General features: G+C 72.9%; 18 protein-coding genes. 8 read left to right on the top strand and 10 right to left on the bottom strand.

The annotated features are described in order from the left end of the window. Nucleotides 1-92: 92 nt before the first annotated feature. Entirely contained in the window at nt 93-1,133 is a 1,041-nt protein-coding gene (locus tag AQI70_RS22865) for a lactonase family protein (protein WP_062152993.1), read from the top strand. A gap of 157 nt (nt 1,134-1,290) precedes the next feature. Here the strand turns inward: AQI70_RS22865 and AQI70_RS22860 are convergent, their stop codons facing one another. From AQI70_RS22860 to AQI70_RS22845, 4 genes are all read right to left on the bottom strand, one after another. Next, nucleotides 1,291-2,214 (bottom strand): sirohydrochlorin chelatase, encoded by a 924-nt coding sequence (locus AQI70_RS22860; RefSeq protein ID WP_107117058.1) that lies wholly within the window; start codon nt 2,212-2,214, stop codon nt 1,291-1,293. Nucleotides 2,215-2,343: 129 nt separating this feature from the next. Beyond that, a complete protein-coding gene (locus AQI70_RS22855; protein ID WP_062152989.1) occupies nt 2,344-3,324 on the bottom strand; it encodes an N-acetylglucosamine kinase in 981 nt (326 codons plus the stop codon). Further along, nucleotides 3,321-3,998 (bottom strand): uracil-DNA glycosylase, encoded by a 678-nt coding sequence (locus tag AQI70_RS22850; RefSeq protein WP_062152987.1) that lies wholly within the window; start codon nt 3,996-3,998, stop codon nt 3,321-3,323. Before AQI70_RS22850 ends, AQI70_RS22855 begins: the two co-directional genes overlap by 4 nt. Nucleotides 3,999-4,071: 73 nt before the next feature. Next, nucleotides 4,072-5,157, bottom strand: a complete 1,086-nt coding sequence (locus AQI70_RS22845) for a WD40/YVTN/BNR-like repeat-containing protein (protein WP_062152985.1) — start codon at nt 5,155-5,157, stop codon at nt 4,072-4,074. 275 nt (nt 5,158-5,432) lie between these two features. On the opposite strand from AQI70_RS22845, the gene AQI70_RS22840 reads away from it, so the two are divergent. Continuing rightward, nucleotides 5,433-6,020, top strand: coding sequence for an Rv1733c family protein (locus AQI70_RS22840; protein ID WP_062152983.1), 588 nt, complete (start codon nt 5,433-5,435; stop codon nt 6,018-6,020). 141 nt (nt 6,021-6,161) lie between these two features. Here the strand turns inward: AQI70_RS22840 and AQI70_RS22835 are convergent, their stop codons facing one another. Then, the gene (locus AQI70_RS22835) at nt 6,162-7,847 is read right to left on the bottom strand and encodes an acyl-CoA dehydrogenase family protein (protein ID WP_062152981.1); all 1,686 of its coding nucleotides are present in this window, start codon (nt 7,845-7,847) and stop codon (nt 6,162-6,164) included. Nucleotides 7,848-7,922: 75 nt separating this feature from the next. Between AQI70_RS22835 and AQI70_RS22830 the strand changes: the two genes are divergently transcribed. Next, the gene (locus AQI70_RS22830; protein ID WP_062152979.1) at nt 7,923-8,720 is read left to right on the top strand and encodes a PaaX family transcriptional regulator C-terminal domain-containing protein; all 798 of its coding nucleotides are present in this window, start codon (nt 7,923-7,925) and stop codon (nt 8,718-8,720) included. 202 nt (nt 8,721-8,922) lie between these two features. Here AQI70_RS22830 and AQI70_RS22825 read toward each other — a convergent pair whose 3' ends face one another. Next, nucleotides 8,923-9,705, bottom strand: a complete 783-nt coding sequence (locus AQI70_RS22825; protein ID WP_062152977.1) for a pectate lyase — start codon at nt 9,703-9,705, stop codon at nt 8,923-8,925. Nucleotides 9,706-9,736: 31 nt separating this feature from the next. Further along, on the bottom strand, nt 9,737-10,717 hold the full coding sequence (locus AQI70_RS22820) for a pectate lyase family protein (protein WP_062152975.1): 981 nt from the start codon (nt 10,715-10,717) through the stop codon (nt 9,737-9,739). 312 nt (nt 10,718-11,029) lie between these two features. Here AQI70_RS22820 and AQI70_RS22815 point away from each other — a divergent pair, with 312 nt between their 5' ends. The 3 genes from AQI70_RS22815 (at nt 11,030) to AQI70_RS22805 (ending at nt 18,042) form a co-directional block, all read left to right on the top strand. Then, complete coding sequence (locus AQI70_RS22815) at nt 11,030-12,112, top strand: glycoside hydrolase family 62 protein (protein ID WP_062152973.1); 1,083 nt, start codon at nt 11,030-11,032, stop codon at nt 12,110-12,112. 46 nt (nt 12,113-12,158) lie between these two features. Beyond that, on the top strand, nt 12,159-13,484 hold the full coding sequence (locus tag AQI70_RS22810; RefSeq protein ID WP_079051432.1) for an extracellular catalytic domain type 1 short-chain-length polyhydroxyalkanoate depolymerase: 1,326 nt from the start codon (nt 12,159-12,161) through the stop codon (nt 13,482-13,484). A gap of 193 nt (nt 13,485-13,677) precedes the next feature. Then, nucleotides 13,678-18,042 (top strand): cation-translocating P-type ATPase, encoded by a 4,365-nt coding sequence (locus AQI70_RS22805; protein WP_062152971.1) that lies wholly within the window; start codon nt 13,678-13,680, stop codon nt 18,040-18,042. Nucleotides 18,043-18,176: 134 nt separating this feature from the next. On the opposite strand, the gene AQI70_RS22800 is transcribed toward AQI70_RS22805, so the two are convergent. Then, on the bottom strand, nt 18,177-19,256 hold the full coding sequence (locus tag AQI70_RS22800) for an NADH:flavin oxidoreductase/NADH oxidase (protein WP_062153126.1): 1,080 nt from the start codon (nt 19,254-19,256) through the stop codon (nt 18,177-18,179). A gap of 121 nt (nt 19,257-19,377) precedes the next feature. Here AQI70_RS22800 and AQI70_RS22795 point away from each other — a divergent pair, with 121 nt between their 5' ends. Beyond that, on the top strand, nt 19,378-19,731 hold the full coding sequence (locus tag AQI70_RS22795) for an ArsR/SmtB family transcription factor (protein ID WP_062152969.1): 354 nt from the start codon (nt 19,378-19,380) through the stop codon (nt 19,729-19,731). Here the strand turns inward: AQI70_RS22795 and AQI70_RS22790 are convergent. Beyond that, on the bottom strand, nt 19,651-21,039 hold the full coding sequence (locus AQI70_RS22790; protein ID WP_062152967.1) for a nucleobase:cation symporter-2 family protein: 1,389 nt from the start codon (nt 21,037-21,039) through the stop codon (nt 19,651-19,653). The two genes, AQI70_RS22795 and AQI70_RS22790, sit on opposite strands and share 81 nt — an antisense overlap. Before the next feature lie 105 nt (nt 21,040-21,144). Continuing rightward, complete coding sequence (locus tag AQI70_RS22785; RefSeq protein ID WP_062152965.1) at nt 21,145-22,527, bottom strand: FAD-dependent oxidoreductase; 1,383 nt, start codon at nt 22,525-22,527, stop codon at nt 21,145-21,147. Between the two features lie 199 nt (nt 22,528-22,726). On the opposite strand from AQI70_RS22785, the gene AQI70_RS22780 reads away from it, so the two are divergent. After that, entirely contained in the window at nt 22,727-23,215 is a 489-nt protein-coding gene (locus tag AQI70_RS22780; RefSeq protein ID WP_062152963.1) for a DUF6214 family protein, read from the top strand. The last annotated feature ends 26 nt before the right edge of the window (nt 23,216-23,241 follow it).

Here is a 23,241-nt window from a genome sequence, read left to right as displayed (position 1 = left end):
CGCCGCGCCACGACTCGGCCCCCTTGGTCTAGACCGATGGTGATCCACTGCTACCGTCAGCCGGGACGGCACCCGACCGGAAGGGGACAACGGTGGCAGACGTCGGCAGGCGGGGAAGACGGGCCTACATCGGGTCGTTCACGGCGGCCGGAGGTCATGGCATCACGACAGCCTCCGTCGCCGAGGGCAGCGGTGCGCTGACCGTCCTGAGCGCGGTGAACGACCTGCCCGACCCCGCGTACCTGGCCCTGTCTCCCGGGGGCGACACGCTCTACGCGGTCAGCGAGACGGCCGAGGGCACGGTGGCCGCGTACCGCGTGACCGGCGAGACGCCCGAGCTCATGCGCGCACCTGTTCCGGTGGGCGGCAGCGGGCCCGTGCACCTCAGCCTGTTCGCCGGCCACCTCCTGACCGCCAACTACGGCTCCGGCAGCGTCACCGCCGTGCCCGTCCGCGCCGACGGCACCCTCGCCGACGGCCCGTCCACCGTCCTCCAGCACAGCGGCTCGGGCCCCCACACCCCACGCCAGCAGGGCCCGCACGCCCACCAGGTGCAGCCCGACCCGACCGGCCGCTGGGCCGTCAGCGTCGACCTGGGCGCCGACTCGGTGCGGGTGTGCACGCTGACCGACGGCACACTCGTCGTACACCGGGAGATCGCCCTGCGGCCCGGCTCGGGGCCCCGTCACCTGGCCTTCCACCCGAAGGGCAGGTACGCGTACGTCCTCAACGAACTCACCCCCACCGTCACCGTCTGCCACTGGGACGCCGACGACGGCACGCTGAAGCCGCTGACGGAGGTGCCCGTGCTGCCGGGAGCCCCGGCCGGGGACGCCTACCCGTCGGGCATCGTCACATCACCGGACGGCCGCTTCGTGTGGACCGCGACCCGCGGCGAGGACGTGCTCTCGACGTTCGCCGTCGAGGGCGAGGAGCTGCGGCTGGTCGGGACGGTGACCTGCGCCGGGCACTGGCCGCGCGCGATCACCGAGGCCGGCGGCGTCCTGTACGTCGCCAACGAGCGCTCCGCAGACGTGTCCTGGTTCGCCCTGGACCCGGACAGGGGCCTCCCGCGCTACGAGGGATCGATCGAGGTGGCCGCGGCGTCCTGCGTGGTCATCGGCGCAGCCTGAGCCACCGGCGGGACCGTACGCCCGCAGGCCCGCACGCCGCGGGCTCGCACGTCGACGAGCCCCGCACGCCGCAGGTTTTGCACGCCGAAGGGCCCGCACCTTGCTCGGTGGCGGGCCCTTCGGCGTTACGGCGGTGACGTGCGCGGTGACGGCCGCGTCAGCGGACCGGCGTGCCCTGCGGCTGCTGCGGGGCGATGCCCAGCGCGGTCGTGTACTTGGACAGGGCCAGCTTGCCGATCGCCGGGTAGGGGCCGATCGCCTCGGCGGCGGAGCAGCCCGCCTCCTGCGCGGCCTCCGCGATCAGGCCGGCGTCGATCTCCGGCCCTATAAGGTACGGCGCCAGCGCCAGCTGCTGCGAGCCCGAGGACCGCAGCTGCTCCGCCACGGCCGTGATCGAGCCCTCCTGGTCCAGGGCAGCCGCCATCACCGGCACGGCCAGGCGCGCGGCGAGCAGCATGCCGGTGATCCCGGCCGCCTGCACGGCCTCCTCACCGCCGACGGAGGCCAGGACGATGCCGTCCGCTGCGGTCGCCACGGTGAACAGCCGGGCACGGTCGGCGCGGGCCAGGCCGGCCTCCGACAGCCGCACGTGCAGCGCCTCGGCGAGCAGCGGGTGCGGGCCCAGGACATCGGTCAGGTCGGCCGCGACCCGGCTGTCCATCACGGCCTGGCGGATGACGCGCAGCAGCGCGCTGTCCGGGCCGGCGAGCAGCGGCACGACGACGGCGACGGGGCCCTCCGGCTCCTTGACCTCCACGCCCGCGGCGAGCGCCTGCTCAAAGCGGGCGGTGCGCTCGTCGGCGGCGTGCACGAGCACGGACTGGAGCGTGGGGAACTCCCCGTCATCGCCGTCGATGTACCCGATCCGGGCGTCGAGGCCGGGGAGCTCGGAGCGGGCGATGCTCACGACCTCCTCGGCGAGGCCGCGGGTGGCGGCGCTCGGCGTGCCCGGCACCGCGAGGACGAGCGCGGGCGCGCCCTCGGGAGCCGCCAGGGGCTCGGGTCGGCGGTGCCGCCCGGGCTGGCGGGGGCGCGGCATTCGTACAGGCAGGCCGGACGCGGGCCCAGTGGGGGAGCTCATGGCGCCGCATGTTACTGGTTTCCTGGGCTCCCCTGTTCGGGGAGGGTGCAGGTGAGCGGTATCCGTCCGCTTTTGTCTGATGAGGTACGTGCTCTTCAGAACTGATCGGCCTATGTGGATCAGTCCGTTTTATCGACCACCCGAACGGGTGACCACGCAGAGCATCGTCTCGTCACTCGGCAGGGCCGGCGCGCCCGTCGCCAGATCGGTCGCGATACGCACCGACCCGTCCAGCGGATCCCCCGCGGCCGGCACCCGCCGTGCGTGCGGCAGCCGCTTGGACAACTCCTCCTCCACAGGTGCGAGAAGCGGATCGCCCAACTTGAACAGGCCGCCGGTGAGCGCGACTTGGGACGTTCCGTCGGTGGGGCAGACGGCGGCGGCGGATTCCGCCATGTGCCGCGCGGCGGTACGCAGGATGTCCGCGGCCACCGAGTCGGTGTCGGCGCAGGCGGCCACCTGGGGAGCGAAGGAGGCGAGAACGGCGGGACGGTCCGGGCGCGGATAGAGCTTTCCGGGCAGCCCCGGCATCGGCCCGAACAGCTCGTCGGCGCGGGCCAGCAGCCCGTCCGACCCGCCGGGCCGCCCGTCGTACGCGCGCAGCGCCGCCTCCAGCCCGGCCCGCCCGATCCAGGCGCCGCCGCCGCAGTCGCCGAGCAGATGCCCCCAGCCGTCGGCGCGACGCCAGCGCGTCAGATCCGTGCCGATCGCGATCAGCCCCGTACCGGCGGCGACCACGGCACCGGACCGCGGTCCGAGGGCGCCGACATAGGCGGTGACGGCATCGGCGGCCAGGGCGACCCGCCCGATACCGAACTCCCGCCTCAGCGCGGCCGGCAGTTCGGCGCGCAGGACGTCACCGAGGGTGGCGAGCCCGGCCGCTCCGACCACGGCCACCCCGAGCCGGGCGACACCGGCCTCGGCCACCGACGCCCGCACCATGGGCACCAGTTGCTCCATCAGATGCCCCGGGTCGATGCCCCGCTCCCCGGTACGCACCGGCTCGCGGGACTCCCGCCGCGCCAGAACACCACGGCCGGCGGTGCCGACGACGACCCTGAGACCGGACCCTCCGGAGTCGACGGCGAGGAACCCGGAGGGGTCCGTCACGGCAGGCGCCAGTCCACCGGCTGTCCGCCCTGCCGGATCAGCAGGTCGTTGGCACGGCTGAACGGGCGGGAGCCGAAGAACCCGCGGTCGGCGGACATGGGTGAGGGGTGGGCGGACTCCACCGACGGCAGGTTGCCGAGGAGGGGGCGGAGGTTGCGGGCGTCGCGCCCCCAGAGGATGGACACCAGCGGCTTGCCCCGTCCGGCGAGCGCCCGAATGGCCTGCTCGGTGACCTCCTCCCAGCCCTTGCCGCGATGGGCGCCCGGCTTGCGCGGGGCCGTGGTGAGGGCCCTGTTGAGCAGCAGCACCCCCTGCCGCGTCCACGGCGTCAGATCGCCGTTGGACGGCTGCGGCAGCCCCAGGTCGGTGTTCAGCTCCCGGAAGATGTTGATGAGGCTGCCGGGCAGCGGGCGCACATCGGGTGCGACCGAGAACGACAGCCCCACGGCATGTCCCGGCGTGGGATACGGGTCCTGTCCGACGATCAGGACCCGTACCTCGTCGAAGGGCTGTTGGAAGGCTCGCAGGACATTCGCCCCGGCCGGCAGATAGGTGCGTCCCGCGGCGATCTCCGCGCGCAGGAAGTCGCCCATCCCGGCGATCCGTTCGGCCACGGGTTCCAGGGCCTTCGCCCAGCCCGGTTCGACGATTTCATGCAAGGGTCGTGGTGCCACGGGCGTCACCCTACTGCCGTAAGGGCAGCGGTGATCAACCGGTGGCCAAGGCCGGCCCCTGACGCCCGACGGTTCACCCGACCACCGCGGCCCGTACGCACAGCACATCCGGCAGATGCGACGCGAGCTGCCGCCAGCTGTCGCCGTCGTCGGCCGACGCGTACACCTCGCCGTTGCGGTTGCCGAAGTACACGCCCGCCGGGTCGGCGTCGTCCGTGCACATCGCGTCGCGCAGCACGGTGCCGTAGTGGTCCCCCTGCGGCAGCCCCGCCGACAACGGCTCCCAGGTCTTGCCCGCGTCCGCCGTACGGAAGACGCGACATCGCCGGTCGGCGGGCACGCGGTCGGAGTCGGCGTTGATGGGGAACACGTACGCCGTGTCGCCGCGCCGCGGGTGCGCGGCCACCGCGAAACCGAACGTGGACGGCAGGCCCTCGCCGATGTCCGTCCAATGCGCGCCCGCGTCGTCGCTGCGGTACACGCCCCAGTGGTTCTGGAGATAGAGGCGGTCCGGGTTCGCCGCGTCCCGCGCGATCTTGTGCACGCACTGCCCGAACTCCGGGTTCGGATCCGGCAGGAACACCGCGGAGACACCGGAGTTGGAGGGCGTCCAGCTCGCGCCCCCGTCGGATGTCCTGAACACCCCGGCCGTCGAGACGGCGACCGTCACGGCCCGTGGGTCGCGCTGGTCGGTGAGCACGGTGTGCAGGCCCTCACCGCCGCCGCCCGGCACCCACTTCGACCGGGTGGGGTGCTCCCACAGCGGGCGGACGAGCTCGAAGGTCTCGCCGCGGTCCTCCGAGCGGTACAGCGCGGCCGGTTCCGTGCCCGCGTACACCACGTCCGGCTCCGCTGCCGCCGGGTGCAGCTGCCACACCCGCTCCAGGGAAGCCTCCGTGTCCTGCGGGAACTTGACGGCGGGCCGGGCCGGTTCGGTCCAGGTGCGGCCCAGGTCGTCGGAGTGGAACACCGACGGGCCCCAGTGCGCGCTGTCGCCCCCGGCCAGCAGCCGTGGACGCGCGCCGCGTGTGTCGATGGCGACCGAGTACACGGCCTGGGCGTTGAAGTAGGGACTCTCGTCGAACTCCCAGGTGCCACCTCGCCTCCGCCCCAGGAACAGGCCCTTGCGCGTGCCCACGGCGAGCAGTACCTCGGTCATGCCGATCACCTCCGCGACGTCTTTGTCTCAGACACCGGCCAGTCTGCACCCCGGCACTGACAGTCACCTCTGGAAACGCCTACGTCGCAGGTCAGGGCGGAGATGATAGCTCGCTGCCGGAAGCCGCGCGGCGCTTTCGCGAAGACTCCCGCGCCGGCCGGAGGACCCGTGCCACGGTCGACTCCGGGTACGTGCCGTGAGCATCCAGCGGCCGTTCGCCGTATGGGAGGGCGTCGGTCCGGCATGTTCGTGCGCTCATGAGGAGGAAGCCTTCGATGGCGTTCCGAGGTCCGAAGGTGTGGCTGTGGCGCTGGCGGCGCAATCCGCTCAAACGCCGGGCCGACGCGGTGGAGGCCTGGGCAGTGCTCGCCGCCTGGGTGCTCACCGTCCTCACCGGAGTGCTCGCCGGGCTGACGACGGCCGGCACAGTGGAGCACACCATGGCCCGGGAGCGCGTCGAGTGGCGGCCGGTCGTGGCCCTGCTCACCGAGCGGGCGCCGGGCACCGCCGACTCCCGCGCCGGCACAGCGAGCGGCGAGCACGTGTGGGCGAAGGTCCGCTGGAACGCCCCGGACGGCTCCACGCACACCGGCCAGGCCCGCGTCCGTCCCGGCAGCGGCGTCGGCACGCCGGTCACCGTCTGGACGGACGCGCAGGGCCGCCTGGTGACCCGGCCCGCCACCGAGTCCGAGGCCCGGTCCCGGGCCGCCCTGGTCGGCGGCCTCGCGGGTGTGTGCGCCGGGTTCGTGCCCTTCGTCGCCGGCCGGGCCGTCCGCCGCCGCCTGGAGAGCCGGCGCATCGACCAGTGGGGTTACGAGTGGGCACGGGTGGGGCCGTTGTGGGGCGGGCGGATGCGGGGTTGACCGGCGCGCGGGACGGGTGGGCGGATGTGGGGTGGCTGGGGGAGTGTCGCCGGACGGGGTCGACCGTGGGGTGAGGGTGGGCGGGGGCGGGGCTGCCGCTGGTACCACTGGCGGTTGCCTGGCGGTGTCCCCGCCCGAGCCTCACCGCTCGCCCGGCAGTGCCCGTCCCAGGATCGCGTCCACGTCCGCGGCGTCGGGCAGGGTCCCGAACGCATGCCCCCAGTCGCCGCCGAGCCGGGTGGCGCAGAAGGCGTCGGCGACGGGGGCGGGGGCGTGTCGCACCAGGAGGGAGGCCTGGAGGGTCAGGGCCATCAGCTCGACCAGACGCCGCGCACCGGCCTCGGAGCCGCCGGTCAGCAGGCCCTTCAGCCGGGTGACGGCCGCGTCCAGCCGGTCGTCCGCACCCTGCGCCAGGGCGAGTTCGGCGAACAGGGCATCCGCGGTCTCGGGCTCCCGGCTCAACGCCCGCAGCACGTCGAGGGCGTTGACGTTGCCCGAGCCCTCCCAGATCGACAGCAGGGGAGCCTCGCGGTAGTGGCGGGGCATGCCCGACTCCTCGACGTAGCCGTTGCCGCCCAGGCACTCCAGGGCCTCCGCCGTGAAGGCCGGACCCCGCTTGGTGACCCAGTACTTGCCGACGGCCGTGGCGATCCGGCGGAAGGCGACCTCGCCCGGCTCCCCGCGCACCGCACGGTCGGCCGCACCGGCCAGCCGTAGCGTGAGCGTGGTGGCGGCCTCCGACTCCAGCGCCAGGTCGGCCAGGACGTTGCGCATCAGCGGCTGGTCCAGCAGCCGCGCGCCGAACGCGCTGCGGTGCCGCGCATGGTGCCCCGCCTCGACGAGCGTCTTGCGCATCAGCGTCGCCGACATCATCACGCAGTCCAGCCGGGTGCAGTTGACCATCTCGATGATCGTCTTGACGCCCCGTCCCTCGGGCCCGACCAGCCACGCGACGGTTCCGTCGAACTCCGGCTCGGAGGAGGCGTTGGAACGGTTGCCCAGCTTGTCCTTCAGGCGCTGGATGCGGAAGGTGTTGCGGCTGCCGTCGGGCAGCACGCGGGGCACCAGGAAGCAGGACAGGCCGCCGGGGGCCTGGGCCAGCACCAGGAAGACGTCGCACATGGGCGCCGAGGTGAACCACTTGTGCCCACGCAGCGTGTACACGCCCGGCTCGGCGGTCGGCGTGGCCGTCGTCGTGTTCGTACGGACGTCGGAGCCGCCCTGCTTCTCGGTCATCCCCATGCCCGCGAGCAGGCCCCGCTTGTCGGTCGGTACGCGCAGGCCCGGCTCGTACTCCCGGCTGGTCAGCAGGGGTTCGTAGACCTTCGCGAGCTCGGGCTGCCGGCGCAGCACGGGGACGGCGGCGTACGTCATCGACGTCGGACAGCCGTGCCCTGCCTCGGTGTGGCCCCACACCATCCCGCCCGCGGTCCGGGCGACATGTGCTCCTGGCCGCCGGTCCGCCCAGGGCGCAGCCGCGAGGCCCTCGGCGACCGCGACCCGCATCAGGTGGTGCCAGCTCGGATGGAACTCGACCTCGTCGACGCGGTTGCCGTACCGGTCGTGCGTGCGCAACTCGGGCTCGTACCGGTTGGCCTGCTCGGCCCACTCCTGCGCCTCGGCGCTCCCGGCCCGCAGGCCGAGCCGCCGGATGCCCTCCTCGGCCCAGTCGGCGCCCTCGCGGCGCAGCCCTTCGAGCAGGGCCGTGTCCTCGGACGCGTCGTACGGCGGCAGGGGAGGGGGCTGGTTGGTGACGTCATGGGTGGCGTACTGCCGGGGCTGCTCCTGCTCGGCTCCGGACTGCTCCTGCGCGAGTGTCGAGACCATACCGCCAGTGTTGCACTATGACTGCGACCGCAGCAATCCTGTAATACGCCGCCTCCGCCCCGTACAGTCGTGACCATGCCGAACAACCCGTCACCGCAGGCCGACGAGGTGGAACTGCGCCCGCTGTCCGCCCGGTCGGTCGTCCTGAGCCTGTTGCTGGGGTTGCATCCGCCCGAGCTGCCGGTGAAGGACCTGGTGCGCTGCGTGGAGCCGTTCGGGATCGCGGGGTCCACCGTGCGGGCCGCGCTCAGCCGGATGGTGGCGGCCGGGGACCTGCGGCGGGCGGACACGGTCTACCGGCTGAGCGACCGGCTGCTGGAACGCCAGCGACGCCAGGACGACGCCGTCCACCCCGAGACCCTGCCCTGGGACGGCGACTGGGAGATGGTCGTGGTCACGGCCACGGGCCGAGGCCCCGCCGAACGGGCGGAACTGCGCACCGAGTTGGCCCGCCTCCGGCTCGCCGAACTCAGGGAGGGCGTCTGGCTGCGGCCGGCCAATCTGCTCCGGCCCCTGCCGGACGACCTCGGCCAGGTGGCCGAGCGCTGCACGGCCCGCCCCGAGCGGCCCGCCCGCGAGCTCGCCGCGAGCCTGTGGCCGCTGGACGCGTGGGCCGGTACGGGACGCGCCCTGCTCGCCCAAGTCGGCCGAGCACGCCACCCCTCCGAACGCTTCACCGCCTTCGCGGCCGTCGTACGACACCTGCTCGCCGATCCGGTGCTGCCGCCCGAACTCCTCCCGGCCGACTGGCCGGGCGCACGGCTGCGCGCCGCGTACGCGGACTACCGGCGGGAGGTGGCCGAGACGGTACGCGCGCACGGCGGCCGCCAGGTCGACCCGACCGAGGACGTACGCGCGCGTGGAGGACGCTGAACGCGAGCGAGGGTGTACGCGCGCGTAGCGGTCGACAACCCCGAGTCGTCAATCCCGAGTCGACAGCCCCGAGTCGACAGCCCCGACCGATGACTTACGCGCGCGTGTCGCCGCCAATGCCGCGGCGGCCGTACGAAGCGCCGTGCGGGGACGCTTCGGACGGCCGCCTCCACCGTGTTGGGGGGACTACCTGCTGGTGCGGCTACCTGTAGGTGATGTCCGAGTTGGAGTACAGGCAGTTCTTGCTGTCGGGCCCCGTACCCACCGCGGTGTTGTTGTTGTACTTCTGGCAGGGGATGACCTTGCGGCCGGCGTCGTTCAGGATCGTGATGCCGCGCAGTGTCGCCACGTCGTTGCGGTTCACGTTGATGCCGACGAGGCGGGCGGTGGATCCCGTGCCGGTCACCTCGATGTTGCTGAGGTTGACCTTGCGCGTGTGCTGCGTGGAGCAGTCGCCGCACGAGCGGTAGAAGGTCTTGAACTCGCTGACGGCGAAGTTGGAGATGTTCACCGTGCCGGGCCCGTTGTGCTGGAACACCTTGTCGGCGGCCTTCTTGGCGCCGCCGCCGATCACGTTGTACGTGGAGCCGCCCCGGAAGGTGGCGGCGTCCTCGCCGACGTCCTCCCACCACACGTTCTGCAGCGTGCAGCTGCCCTCGCAGTGGATGCCGTCGGCGCCGGGCGCGCCGATGATGACGTTCTTCAGCGTCGCGCCGGGCGCGAGCTTGAAGATCGGGTCCTGGCCCTCCTCCTGGCCGTCGCCGGCCAGGTCGCCGCTGCCGTAGTAGCGGACCATGCCGCCGTCCCGCACGCCGGAGACGTTGATGGTGGAGCTCACCGGCTGGCTGCTGCTGGGCCTCGGCCAGGTGGCGGCGCTCGCCGGCGGGACCCCTACTGTCGTGATCATGACAGATGAGAGGCCGAGTGCGGCCAGACCGCCGGTCAGTGCGCGCCGGCGGGCGTGGGGCTTTGCTGGTGAAGTCATGTCCCGATGCCTTCTTCCAGTTGGGGGGTGGTCAGATCTTTCCGGCGCCCGCGCCGGACGTCACCGAGGTGACGACGGTGGACGCGGACTCCGCGGTGTAGCCGTAGGGCGGCGCGGTGAAGGTGCCGACCCGGGAGATCTCGGTCGCGGCCCCGCCGAGATCGTTGCCGCGCAGATTGGCGTAGCCGTCGACGTCACTGCTGCGGTTCGTGGTCACAGCGATCTTCGTGTCACGGAAGACGTTGTTCTCCACGAGCATCTGGGCGCCCATGCGCGAGTGGCAGGCGGTGTCCGCGCCGGCCACGTAGTTGTTGTAGAAGTGCCCGGTGCCGAAGCGCAGGCTGGGGATGCGCGAGTGGACGTTGCTGAAGTGGTTGTGGTGGTACGTCACCTTCAGGTGGCCGGTGTCCTCGGAGGCGTTGTTGTCGCTGTGGCCGACGAGTGAGCCCTTGAAGTGGTCCTTGAAGGTGTTCCAGGACACCGTGACGTTGTCCGAGCCGTGGTTGATGTCCAGCAGGCCGTCGTAGTAGTCCTTGTCGTGATCGCGGTCGGCCGAGAAGGAGTTGTGGTCGATCCACACCTTCGTCGACGCCTGGACCGTGATGCCGTCGGACGGCGCCACCGGCTTGCTGATGTTCAGGTTCCGGACGACCACGTTGGTGACGTTCTTCAGCCGCAGCCCGCCCCCGGTGAACCCGGACGCCGAACCGACGCCCAGCACCGTGGTGTGGGACCCGACGTCCACCTGACCGCTCAGCGGGATCAGGCCGTTGACCCGGACGACCTTGGCCGAGTTGCCGGTCACCGCCGACTTGAAGGCGGCCAGGGTCGAGACGGTGACCGGCGAGGCGCTGCCGCCACCGGTCGTCCCGGCGCCGAACCCGACGGGCGAGGTTTCCGCCGCCCCGGCCGGCTGGGGCAGCACGATGACGGCCGCGGTGGCGAGGGCGGCTGCGGCGGCAGTCACCAGGGTGGTTCTTTGCGGGCGTGCACGTGGGGGGAGAGTGCGCATGCGGGTGCATCCCTTCGGAAGGGCTTGCTCGATCATGTACGTGAACTATGTGTGGCAAGTGGAACGCCGCGCGCGGGCAGTGTGACCGTGTGGGGGTGCGGCGATGCGGCTCGGTCACACTGTTGAACGGAACGTAGGGGGCAAGCGCTTTCTGGTCAATGCTTTGCGCACAAGAACTCAGCCAGTCCTCGTGGAGGGTAAGGGCTCTCTCGCCCCCGCGCGTGGGAGCGCTTCCATGAAGGGCGTGTCCATGTCACCATGCCCCTGCGGACGCTTCCCCGGCGAGAGGGCGAGTCAATGCCGACTCCACATATGCGTACGTTGATCAGCGGGATGGTGCTCATCCTGCTGGCCTTCGGAGCGGTGGCCGTATCCCCGGACCGCGCGGTCGCCAGCGGCCCGGCGGCGGACCGGGCCGGGCCGCTGCCCAGCTCCTTCGCCTGGTCCTCCAGCGGACCGCTGATCGCGCCCAAGCCGGACGCCGGCCACCCGATCGTCTCCGTGAAGGACCCCACGGTCTTCCGGTACGGCCACCGTTGGCATGTCTACATGACGACGGCCGACACCTCCGGCCGGTGGAGCCTGGCCCACACCAGCTTCGCCGACTGGTCCCAGGCCGCCGCCGCACCGCAGACCTTCCTCGACACCAACCCCGCCATCGGCAACCGGTACGCCGCCGCTCCCCAGGTGTTCTACTTCGCGCCGCAGAAGAAGTGGTACATGGTCTACCAGACCCCGCTGCCCTCCTTCTCCACCAGCAATGACCCGGCGGACCCGGGCAGCTGGAGCGCTCCTCGGAACTTCTTCGACGCCGAGCCGCCGATCGTCACGCAGAACAAGGGCCCGGGCGGCTGGCTCGACTACTGGGTCATCTGCGACGACACCGACTGCTATCTGTTCTCCTCCGACGGCAACGGCCACGAGTACCGCTCGCGCACCACGGTCGCCGAGTTCCCGAACGGCTTCCGCGACACCACCATCGTCCTGTCCGAGCCCAACCGCTTCGACCTCTTCGAGGGCAGCAACGTCTACCGCCTCGGCACCACCGGCAAGTACCTCATGCTCGTCGAGGCGCTGGCCACCGGCTCCGACTGGCGACGCTACTTCCGCGCCTGGACGGCGGACAGGCTCGGCGGTGCGTGGACACCGCTGGCGGAGACCGAGGCCAACCCCTTCATCCGCTCCGCCAACGTGACCTTCGGGCCGGGCCGGCCCGCCTGGACCACGGACTTCAGCCACGGCGAGATGATCCGGGACGGCGTCGACCAGACGCTCACGATCAACCCGTGCCGCCTGCGCTTCCTGTACCAGGGGATGGACCCCGCCGCGAGCGGCGACTACTCCCAACTGCCCTGGAGGCTCGGCCTGGTGACCCAGACGAACTCCTCCTGCTGAGCAAGCCGCACCACGTCCACGAGCCGTGACCAGAAGGGACCAGGACGTGCCCACCCCCGCCCGCACCACCGTGAGCAGACCCCTGCGCGCGCCGCTCGTCGCCCTGCTCGGAGCGCTCCTGCCGCTGCTCGCGGCACTGCTCGTCACCGCCCCCGCGGCCGCCGCCCGCACCGAGGCCGCCGACGTCGTCCCCACCGCGACGCTCACCGAGATCACGGGCTTCGGCACCAACCCCAGCAACCTGCGGATGTACCTGTACGTGCCGGACACGGTCACCGCCAACCCGGCGGTGCTGGTGGCCGTGCACTGGTGCACCGGCTCGGGCCCGGACATGTACAACGGCACCGAGTACGACACGCTCGCCGACCAGTACGGCTTCGTCGTGGTCTACCCGTCCGTCACCCGCAGCAGCAAGTGCTTCGACGTCTCCTCGCCCCAGGCGCTGAAGCGGGGCGGCGGCAGCGACCCGGTCGGCATCAAGTCGATGATCGACTGGACGGTGCGCACCTACGACGCCGACACCAGCCGGATCTTCGCCACCGGCATCTCCTCCGGCGCGATGATGACCAACGTCCTGCTCGGCGACTACCCCGACGTGTTCGCCGCGGGCGCCGCCTTCTCGGGCGTGCCCTTCGGCTGCTTCGCCACCACCGACGGCTCCGAGTGGAACAGCGCCTGTGCGGGCGGCACCGTGAACCGCACCCCGCAGCAGTGGGGCGACCTGGTGCGCGGCGCCTACCCCGGCTACACCGGGCCCCGGCCGCGGATGCAGCTGTGGCACGGCACCGAGGACGACGTGCTGCGCTACCCCAACTTCGGGGAGATGATCGAGCAGTGGACCGACGTCCAGCGCGTCGCCCAGACCCCGGCCGCCACGGACACGCCCCAGTCCGGCTGGACCCGCACCCGCTACGGCGGCACCGGTGACCGGGCCCCCGTCGAGGCGATCAGCCTCCAGGGCGTCGGCCACAACCTGTACAGCCACGGCATGGCGGCCCGGGTCCTCACCTTCTTCGGCCTCGACAGCGGCGGCCCCGCACCCCAGCCCCAGCCCGGCGCCTGCAAGGTGACCGCCACCACCAACGCCTGGAACACGGGACTGACCGCCACCCTGACGATCACCAACACGAGCACCACGTCGATCAACGGCTGGAAGCTCGGCTTCCCCCTGCCGTCCGGCCAGACGATCACCAACGGCTGGGGAGCCGCGTACGCCCCGGCCTCCGGCGCGGTGACGGCGACCAACGCCTCGTACAACGCGGCGCTCGCGCCCGGGGCCCGCGTCAGCATCGGCTACCAGGCGAACCACAGCGGGAACAGTGCCGCGCCCGGCGCCTTCACCCTCAACGGGACGGCCTGCACGGCCGGTTGACCTTCCTGGACATCGAGGAGTGGCCGGGGGTGTGCCGCCCCCGGCCACCGCCCTGTCCCGCCCCACGCGGTCAGCCGCGGCTACGGGGCCCGGAAATGGCACGTCAGGGCCGTGTGCGCGGATGACATGCCGTTTTGCGGGAACCCGGGCCGCACGCAGGACGATGTCGATCGAGGTGGAGCGAGGGCGAGCGATGGTTCTGGGACTGCTCACACGTCCGGTGGCCGCCGCGGCCGGGCTGGCCGCGGCCGGGCCCCGGCTGCTCGCCAGAGGCGCGGCCCCCGCGGTGGGAGTCGCCGCCGGCGCCATGGCCGGCACGGCCCGGGCAGGAGTACGGAGCGTGGACACCGCGGCGCGCGTCGTGCGGGTCGCCCGCAACACCCTGCCCCTGCGCCCGCACCCCTGGCGGTCCGGCACACGGACGCACCTCGCACTGCGGCCCGCGGCGCCGGACCGGGTCCGGCAGGAGGGCGGGACGGAGCGCGCGGCACGCCGGGTCGCCGCGGCGCTGGCGGAGCGGCCCGACGTGGCGCTGGCGTACTGGGACGGCGGACTGAGCCGGCTGGTGGTGACCGCCATCGAGGAGTCGGTCAGCGACCGGGTGGTCGAGAAGGCGTCCGAGATCGCGGCCCGGCACGGCTTGGCCCAGACGGACGAGGCCGTGGAGGAGGTCGTCCACCCGGCCGACCCCGCGGGAGTGCGGGCCGCCGCCACGACGCTCGCCGCCGACGGGATCGGCATCGCGGCCGCGTTCATCGGGTACGGCCTGCGCCTGCCCACCACGCCCCGGGCGGTGACCGCGCTGGTGACGCTGCTGCGGGAGAACCCGCGCTTTCGCGGCTGGCTGCGGGCCCGGCTCGGCCGCTCCCGCATGGATGTGGCGCTGGCCGTCGTGAACGCGGCCGTCCACGGCGCCGGCCGGACCCCGACCGCGCTGGTGCTCGACGGTGCGCTGCGCTCTCTCCAGCTGTGGGAGACGGTGGCCCGCGCGGCGGCGTTCGACATGGTCCACGACGAGGTCTGTGTGCCCGACCGGTGCAGCCTGGCCGGGAACCAGTGCCCGCGCCCGCCGCTGCGCACGTCCCCGGCCCAGGAGTACGCCGCGCACGCCGAGGCCGGCAGCCTGGTGGGCGCCCTGGCCACACTGCTGGTCAAACACGACGGCACCGAGGCCGCGGAGGCAGTGCTCGCGGGCTCCCCCAAGGCCGCGCGCTACGGCCCCGCGGCCTTCCACGCCGTACTGAGTTCCGCGCTGTCGCGCACCGGCGTCCTGGTGCGGGACACCGAACGGCTGCGACAGCTGGAGATGGCCGACACGGTCGTCCTGCATCCGAGCGCGCTGCGCACCCCTGGTGCGGGCGCGGACCCGTGGGCGGAGGCCGTGCTGGACGCGGCGCGGCGCGCGGGGCTGCGTGTCGTGATGGTGGACGACCCGGCCCTGGCCGATTTCACGACGCTCGCCGACCAGGTGGTGCGCGACGAGCGGCCGCTGAGCGAGGTGGTGGACGCGTTGCGCGGGGAGGACGGCTGCGTCGTCACCGTCGCCCGGCCGGGACCGGACGACGAGGACGTCCTCACCGGGCTGCTCGCCGGTGACGTGGCGGTCACCCTCACCGACCGGGACGGCGCCGTCGTCTGGGGCGCGGACGTGCTGGCCTCGCACGGTCTGGCCGACGTGTGGCGGCTGCTGCGCGCGGTCCCCGCCGCACGCGGGGTGGGCCGCAGGTCGCAGACCCTGGCCCGGTCCGGCGCCGCCCTGTCCGGGATCCTCGTGGCCATCGGCAAGTCCCGGCGTGGCCGCCGTACGCCATGGCCCGGACTGCGCCACACGCCGGTCGACGTGAGCGCGGCATGGGCCCTGCTGACCGGCACGCGTGCGGCCCTCGGCGTGGCCGCGGCCCGCGCCCCGCACCCCCGGCCACGCGTGGCGTGGCACGAACTGGAGCCCACCGAGGTCCGCGACCGGCTGGAGCATGAGGAGGGCCCGGAGCCGACCCTGTCCGAGCAGCTCACCGACAGCGCGCGCAAGACGCTCCGCACGATGGGCCAAAAGCGCGTGTTCGCACCGCTGAGCGGGCCGCTGCGGCTCGCCCGGGCCGTGCGCGGCGAGCTCGACGACCCCCTCACCCCCGTACTCGCCGTCGGCTCGGCCGCCGAAGCCATCCTCGGCTCGGTCGTGGACGCGCTGCTGGTCGTCGGAGCGCTCGACCTGAACGCGCTGGTCGGCGGCATCCAGCGGATGCGGGCCGAGCGGGCGCTGTCCGGGCTGCTGGCCAAGCAGAAGCAGAAAGCACGCGTCACGGCCCAGGAGCCGTCGGCCCGGCCGCGCGTCGTGGACGCCGCCAAGCTCCGGCCCGGCGACGTGATCGAGCTCCGGGCGGACGACGTGGTGCCCGCCGACGCCCGTCTGCTGTGGGAGGACGGCCTGGAGGTGGACGAGTCCGCGCTCACCGGGGAGTCGCTGCCCGCCGCCAAGGCGACCGACCCGACGCCGCAGGCCCCCGTGCCCGACCGCCGCTGCATGGTGTTCGAGGGCACGACCGTGGTGGCCGGCGAGGCGCGGGCCGTCGTGGTGGACACCGGGGAGCGGACGGAGGCCGCGCGGGCCGTGTCCCTGGCCGCCCGTCGGCCCCCGTCCGCCGGCGTCCAGGCCCGGCTGCGGGAACTCACCGACAAGGCCCTGCCATTGACCCTGGCGGGCGGCGCCGGGGTGACCGCCCTGTCGCTGCTGCGCGGCGCGCCGGTCCGCCAGGCGGTCAGCGGCGGGGTGGCGGTGGCCGTAGCCGCCGTGCCCGAAGGGCTGCCGCTGGTGGCGACCGTGGCGCAGCTCGCCGCCGCCCGCCGGCTGAGCCGCCGCGGAGTCCTCGTCCGGGCCCCGCGCACCCTGGAGGCGCTCGGCCGGATGGACACCATCTGCTTCGACAAGACCGGCACCCTCACCGAGAACCGGCTGCGCCTGGTGCGGGTGACCGACGCCGACGGCACGGTCCGTACCCCGGACGAGACGGCCGCCGACCTCACCCTGCGGGTCGCCGCGCGGGCCTGCCCGCAGCTCAACGGCGGCTCGGACCGGCCCGTCCACGCCACCGACGAGGCCGTCCTGGACGCGGCGGCCCCCGACCCGGAGTGGTCCCAGATGGAGGCCCTGCCCTTCGAGGCCGGCCGCGGCTACGCCGCCGCCGTCGGCAAGGCGGAGGACGGCTCTCCCGTACTCGTGGTCAAGGGCGCCCCCGAGACGGTGCTGCCCGCCTGCTCCGGCCTGCCCGGCTCGGCGTCGGAGACGGCGCACGCGCTGGCCGGCGACGGACTGCGGGTCCTGGCGGTGGCCCGGCGCCCGCTGGACCCGGCGGACAACGCGGCGGATGTCCTGGAACAGCCCCTGGGGAAGCTGGAGTTCACCGGTCTGCTGGCGCTCGCCGACGTACCGCGCGGCACCTCCACGGCCCTGGTCCAGGGCCTGCGGGAGACGGGCGTACGACCGGTCATGCTGACCGGCGACCACCCGCAGACCGCGCGGGCGATCGCCGCGGAACTCGGCTGGCCCGAGGACACCGGCGTGGTCACGGGCGACGAGCTGGCGTCCGCGGACCGGGAGGCACGCGCCCGGATGCTGCGCGACATGGGCGTGGTGGCCCGGGTCGCGCCCGAGCAGAAACTCCAGGTCGTCGAGGCGCTGCGGGACGCCGGCCGGGTGGTCGGCATGGTCGGCGACGGAGCCAACGACGCCGCCGCCATCCGCGCCGCCGACATCGGCGTCGGCATCAGCGCCCGCGGCTCGGCCGCCGCCCGTAACGCGGCCGACCTCGTGCTCACGGACGCCGATCTGACGGTCCTGATCGAGGCGGTCGCCGAGGGCCGGGCCCTGTGGCACAGCGTCGCCGACGCCATCGCCATCCTGATCGGCGGCAACGCGGGCGAGGTCGGCTTCGGTCTGCTCGGCACCCTCCTGTCGGGCTCGGCGCCGCTGTCGACCCGCCAGATGCTGCTGGTGAACCTGTTCACCGACCTGTTCCCGGCCATGGCGGTGGCGGTGACCCCGAAGGAGCCGGAGGACACGGACGCGGCCGAGGGCCGGCCCGGCCGACGCGGCGGCGAAGGCGCTGCGAGCAGCGAGCCGGGCCAGGGCGACCCCATCGCCTCCGAGGACACAGAACCCCTGGGCACCTCGCTCCTCGGCGCACCCCTGATCCGCAAGATCCGGCACCGCGCCCTGACCACCACGCTGGGCGCGACGGCCGCCTGGCTGATCGGCCGCTTCACCCCGGGCACCGCCCGCCGCTCCACCACCATGGCGCTGTGCGCGGTGGTCGGCACCCAGCTCGCCCAGACCCTGGCCGACCGCCGCAGCAGCCCGCTGGTCCGCGCCACCGCCCTCGGCTCCGGGGCCGCCCTGGTCGTCCTGGTCGAGACTCCCGGTATCAGCCACCTCTTCGGCTGCACACCGCTCGGCCCCCTCGCCTGGGCGGGCGTCGCCGCGTCGATCGCGCTCGCGGTGTCGGGGCAGCGGGCAGTGCCGCACCTGGAGCGGATGGTCATGCGGCGACTGCCGACCGGATGACCTCGACCGAGGCGAGCGTGCCGACGTCAGGGGCGGCGGGGCCGTATCGATGTGCGGCTCCGCCGCGTGGCGCGACCGGCCACGAGCAACCCGCAGTCGCACGCCCCTCAGACCCCGCCCCTGCGAACAGGCGATCAAACGGACGAGTGGTACTGGTCCGGCACATGCACGTCCCCGCCGAGTTCCCGCGCCGCATGCCGCGCCCACGAGGGGTTGCGCAGCAGCTCACGGCCGAGCAGCACCGCGTCCGCCTCGCCGTTCGCGATGATCTTCTCGGCCTGTTCGGCGTCGGTGATCAGCCCCACCGCGGCGACCGGCAGTGAGGTCTCGGCCTTCACCCGCGCGGCGAACGGCACCTGGTAGCCGGGGCCGACGGGGATCCGGGCGCCCGCGGCGTTGCCGCCGGTGGAGACGTCGAGCAGGTCGATGCCGTGGGCCTTGAGGTCGGCGGCGAAACGGACCGTGTCGTCGGCGGTCCAGCCGTCCTCCTCCAGCCAGTCGGTCGCCGAGATGCGGAAGAACAGGGGTTTGTCGTCCGGCCACACCTCCCGTACGGCGTCCACGACCTGGAGCGCGAAACGGGTGCGGTTCTCGTACGAGCCGCCGTAGGCGTCGGTGCGGTGGTTGGAGTACGGGGAGAGGAACTCGTTGATCAGATAGCCGTGGGCGCCGTGGATCTCGGCGACCTCGAAGCCGGCGGCGAGGGCGCGGCGGGCGGCGTCCGCGAACTGCCCCACGATCTCCTGGATCCCGGCGACCGTCAGTTCGCTCGGCACCGGGTGCCCCTCGGCGAAGGCGACCGCGCTCGGCGCCACCGGCTGCCACCCGTGGGCGTCCGGTCCCACCGGCGCGCCGCCCTTCCAGGGCCGGTCCGTCGATGCCTTGCGGCCGGAGTGGGCCAGCTGGATGCCCGGAACGGTGCCCTGGGACACCAGGAAGCGCGTGATGCGGCGGAACGCCTCGACCTGGGTGTCGTTCCAGATGCCCAGGTCGTACGGGGAGATCCGGCCCTCGGGGCTCACCGCCGTGGCCTCGACGACGATCAGCCCCGTGCCGCCGGCCGCGCGGGCCGCGTAGTGCGCGAAGTGCCAGTCGTCGGGGGCGCCCGTCTCCGGGCCCTCCGGTGCGGCCGAGTACTGGCACATCGGGGCCATCCACACCCGGTTCGGGATCGTCACATCGCGCAGGGTGCAGGGCTGGAAGAGCGCACTCACGGCGGACTCCATTCGTGGCGGGGACCGGTGGTCGACTCGTACGATAGGCATCGTAGTACGGGGAGTGTCAAACTACGATGCTTCTCGTACCATGGAGGGACCCGAGTGAAGTGGAGCAGCCGTGACCCGCCCCGCTGTCAGCAGTCGAGACCTCCCGCACCCGACGCGCGAGGAGATCCGTCTGGAAGGCGTGCTGCACGCGCTGTCCGACCCGATGCGGCTGCGGATCGTGCGCGAGCTCGCCGCCGTGGGCGAGGAGCTCTCCTGCTCGCACTTCGACCTGCCGGTGACCAAGTCCACCGCCACGCACCACTTCCGGGTGCTGCGCGAGAGCGGGGTGATCCAGCAGATCTACCGGGGCACCGCCAAGATGAACGGCCTGCGCAGGGACGACCTAGACGGTCTCTTCCCGGGACTTCTGGACGCCCTCCTCGACGCCGCCGACCGCCAGGCCGTCCGCCCCAAAAGCGCCTGAACCGGCCTTCGCGGGCAGGTGGTTGAAGAGCAGGTTCAGCACGATCGCCGTCAGACAGCCCGCGCTGATGCCGCTGTTCATCACCGTCTGGAACCAGTCCGGGAACTTCTCGTAGACCGTCGGCACGCCGACCGGCAGCACACCCATGGCCACGGAAACGGCCACCACGGTCAGGTTGTTGTTGCCCCGGAAGTCCACCTCGGCCAGGGTCCGCAGACCGCTCGCGGCGACCGTCCCGAACATCACCAGGCCCGCACCGCCCAGCACCGGCGCCGGGATCGCCGCCACCACCGCGCCCAGCTTCGGCAGCAGGCCGAGCAGCACGAGGATGCCGCCCGCCGTGGCCACCACCCAGCGGCTGCGCACACGGGTCATGCCGACGAGGCCCACGTTCTGCGCGTACGCCGTGTACGGGAAGGTGTTGAAGACGCCGCCCAGCACGGTCGACAGACCGTCGGCGCGCAGGCCGTCGGAGAGGGAGCGCGGTGAGACCTTGCGGTCCGTCATCTCACCCACCGCGATGAAGTCGCCGGTCGTCTCCGTCATGCACACCAGCGCCACCACCAGCATCGACACGATCGCCGAGAACTCGAAGGTCGGCGCCCCGAAGTGGAACGGCGTGCTGATCCCGACCCAGTCGGCGTCCCCGACCCCGCCGAAGTCGGTGAAGCCCAGCGGCACGGCCACGGCGAGCCCGACCGCGATGCCGATCAGCACCGCGATCCGGCTGAGGAACACCGGCGCGAACCGCTGCACCCCGAGCACCACCGCGAGGACGAAGGCCGCCAACGCCAGGTTCTCCGGCTCCCCGAAGTCCGCCGAACCGACGCCGCCCGCGGCCCAGTTGCCCGCTACCGGCAGCAGTGACAGACCGATGACCAGGATCACGGTGCCGGTGACGAGCGGGGGGAAGAAGCGGAGCAGCTTGCCGAAGACCGGTGCCAGCAGGACGATCGCGAGCCCCGCGACGATCACTGAGCCGTAGATCGCGGGCAGTCCGCCGCCGGTCGTGCCGATCAGCACCATCGGGGACACGGCCGCGAACGTACAGCCCTGCATGATCGGCAGCCGTACGCCGAACCGCCAGAAGCCGATGCACTGGATGAGGGTCGCGACACCGCACACCAGCAGATCGGCCGTGATCAGATACGCCAGGTCCGCGGGCGGCAGTTTCATGGCGCCGCCGACGATCAGCGGGACTGCGACGGCGCCGGCGTACATCGCGAGGACGTGTTGGAGGCCGAAGGCGGCCAGTTGGCGTTTGGGCGGGATCTCGTCGACCGGGTGCACGGGTGCGGTTTCTGTCATGCGCGAGACCGTAGGCTCCTTGAACAGATTGTTGATTTCGGGGGTGTTGCTGGTTCGTTTCTCGGCGCGGGTCGTGTGTGGCTGGTCGCGCAGTTCCCCGCGCCCCTAAGGGGCGTTGCCCTGCGCGGCATCCATCAGGGACTCCCAGTCGGGGAGCTTCACCACAGCCCTGCCCAGCGACGCCCCCAGCTCCGCCTCCGCCTGCTCGATCGCGCACCAGCCCGCCCACTCGACCGGCTCGATCCCCTCGGCGCGCAGAGCCGTGAGCGGATCCTCGGGAAGTTCCCTTTGCACGAGCACGGCGGCGTCCTCCAGCAGAGACGTCACCGTCTCCTTCGCGCACGGACGGTTGGTGCCGATGACGCCCGTGGGGCCCCGCTTGATCCAGCCGGCCACGTACTCGCCCGGTGCGACGAGGCCCTCACGCAGGACGCGCCCGGCGAGATGCGGCACCGTGCCGGTCGCCGGGTCGAACGGCAGCCCCTCCAGCGGCACTCCGCGGTAGCCCACCGAACGCAGCACCAGCTGGGCCTCGATGTCCTCGTAGCGGCCCGTGCCCGTCACCCCGCCCTGCCCGTCGGGTGCCGTCCGCTCGAAGCGCACCGCGCCCACGCGCCCTGCCTGCGCGAGGAGCTCCACGGGCCGCAGGAAGAAACGCAGCCGGATGCGGTGGCGGGCATCCCGCGCCGGGGCGCCGGCCCAGCCGCGCAGCACCTCGATGTTGCGGCGCTGCACCGCGGGCAGCCCGGAAGGATCGACGTAGGCCGGGTCCAGCTCCAGCTCCGCGGGGTCCACGGTCACCTCGGTGTCCGGCAGTGTGCCCAGTTCGCGCAGCTCCTTGGTCGTGAAGCGGGCCTGCGAGGGGCCGCGCCGCCCGACCATGCTGATGTCGGTGACCTGGCTCGCGGCGAGCGCGGTGAGCGCCGCCTGCGGCATGTCGGTGGGGGTCAGCTCCGCCGTGCCCCGTGCCAGCATCCGGGTGACGTCCACCGCGACGTTCCCGACGCCGATGACCACCGCCGACCGCGCGCCGAGCACGAATCCGTCGTCGGTGGGAGTACCTCCCTGTTCGGGCGGAGCCGAGAACTCGGGGGAGTCCGGGTGGGCGCTGTACCAGGACACGAACTCGGTCGCCGACCAGCTGCCCGGCAGGTCCTCGCCGGGAATCCCGAGGTGCCGGTCGGTGGCGGCGCCCACGCAGTACACGACAGCGTGGTACAGCTCCCGCAGCCGGGCGGTCGGCACGCCGGCCGGGCCGACCTGGACACCGCCCAGGAACCGCACATGCTCGTGCTCCAGGACCGTCCGCAGATTGTTCTGGAGGGACTTGATCTTCTCGTGGTCCGGCGCCACCCCGTATCGCACCAGGCCGTACGGGCACGGCAGGCGGTCCAGGACGTCCACGACCACGTCGGGGTCCTGCTGTACAAGGCTCTGGGCGGCGTAGCACCCGCTCGGTCCCGAGCCGACGACGGCAACACGAAGCACGGCGGAACTCCTTGTCCGGAGATCTTCAGGAGTCGCTCTCGAATCCAGCATCGCACCGCGGCCGCTCCGCTGACAGGGTGCTGTGCGCCGTACGGGAAGCGTGTTCGTTCAGTATGGAATGTGATCATGCGGTTACGTTGCGTGTGTGCTGGAAGCATCCTTTCTTAATCTTTCCGATCGTCGCGCGACGGACGGCGCCGTGTCCGTGTGGCCCGCGTGGGAAGTGCGGGACGAAGCCGGCGCCACGGCGTGGTTCGGCGTCCGGCTGGAGTTCGGTGACGGCGCCCGGGTCGACGCGCTCGCCGTGGCGTCCGAGGGGTGTGTCTCCATCGAGGACGTACGGGCCGAGCCGGCGCTGTCCCTCGACGACCTGGCGGCGCTCGCCGACTGGCTCGAGGATCCGCTCTTCGAGGCGTGCGGGATCGGCGTCGAACCGGACGGGCCCGACCCGGGCGGCCCCGAACCGGACGGCGCGGACGCCGGGCCGGGCCGGGCGCGGCAGGCCTGGCCGCGGGGCGTCGAGGGGCAGTGGCTCGTGGCGCAGAAGTACCGCGCGGCCCAGGAGCAGGGCGTCGACCCCGTGCTGGCGGTGATGAGCGCGACGGGGCAGGACCGCCGCAAGTCGCTCCGGCTGATCGGCCAGGCGCGCGACGCGGGCTTCCTGACGCGGCGCCGGGCCCGCCCCTGAGCGCGGCCTCGGCGGGCGGGCGTACC

Source organism: Streptomyces curacoi, from assembly GCF_001513975.1.
Lineage (GTDB): Bacteria > Actinomycetota > Actinomycetes > Streptomycetales > Streptomycetaceae > Streptomyces > Streptomyces curacoi.
This window is presented reverse-complemented; position numbering and strand designations above follow the sequence as displayed.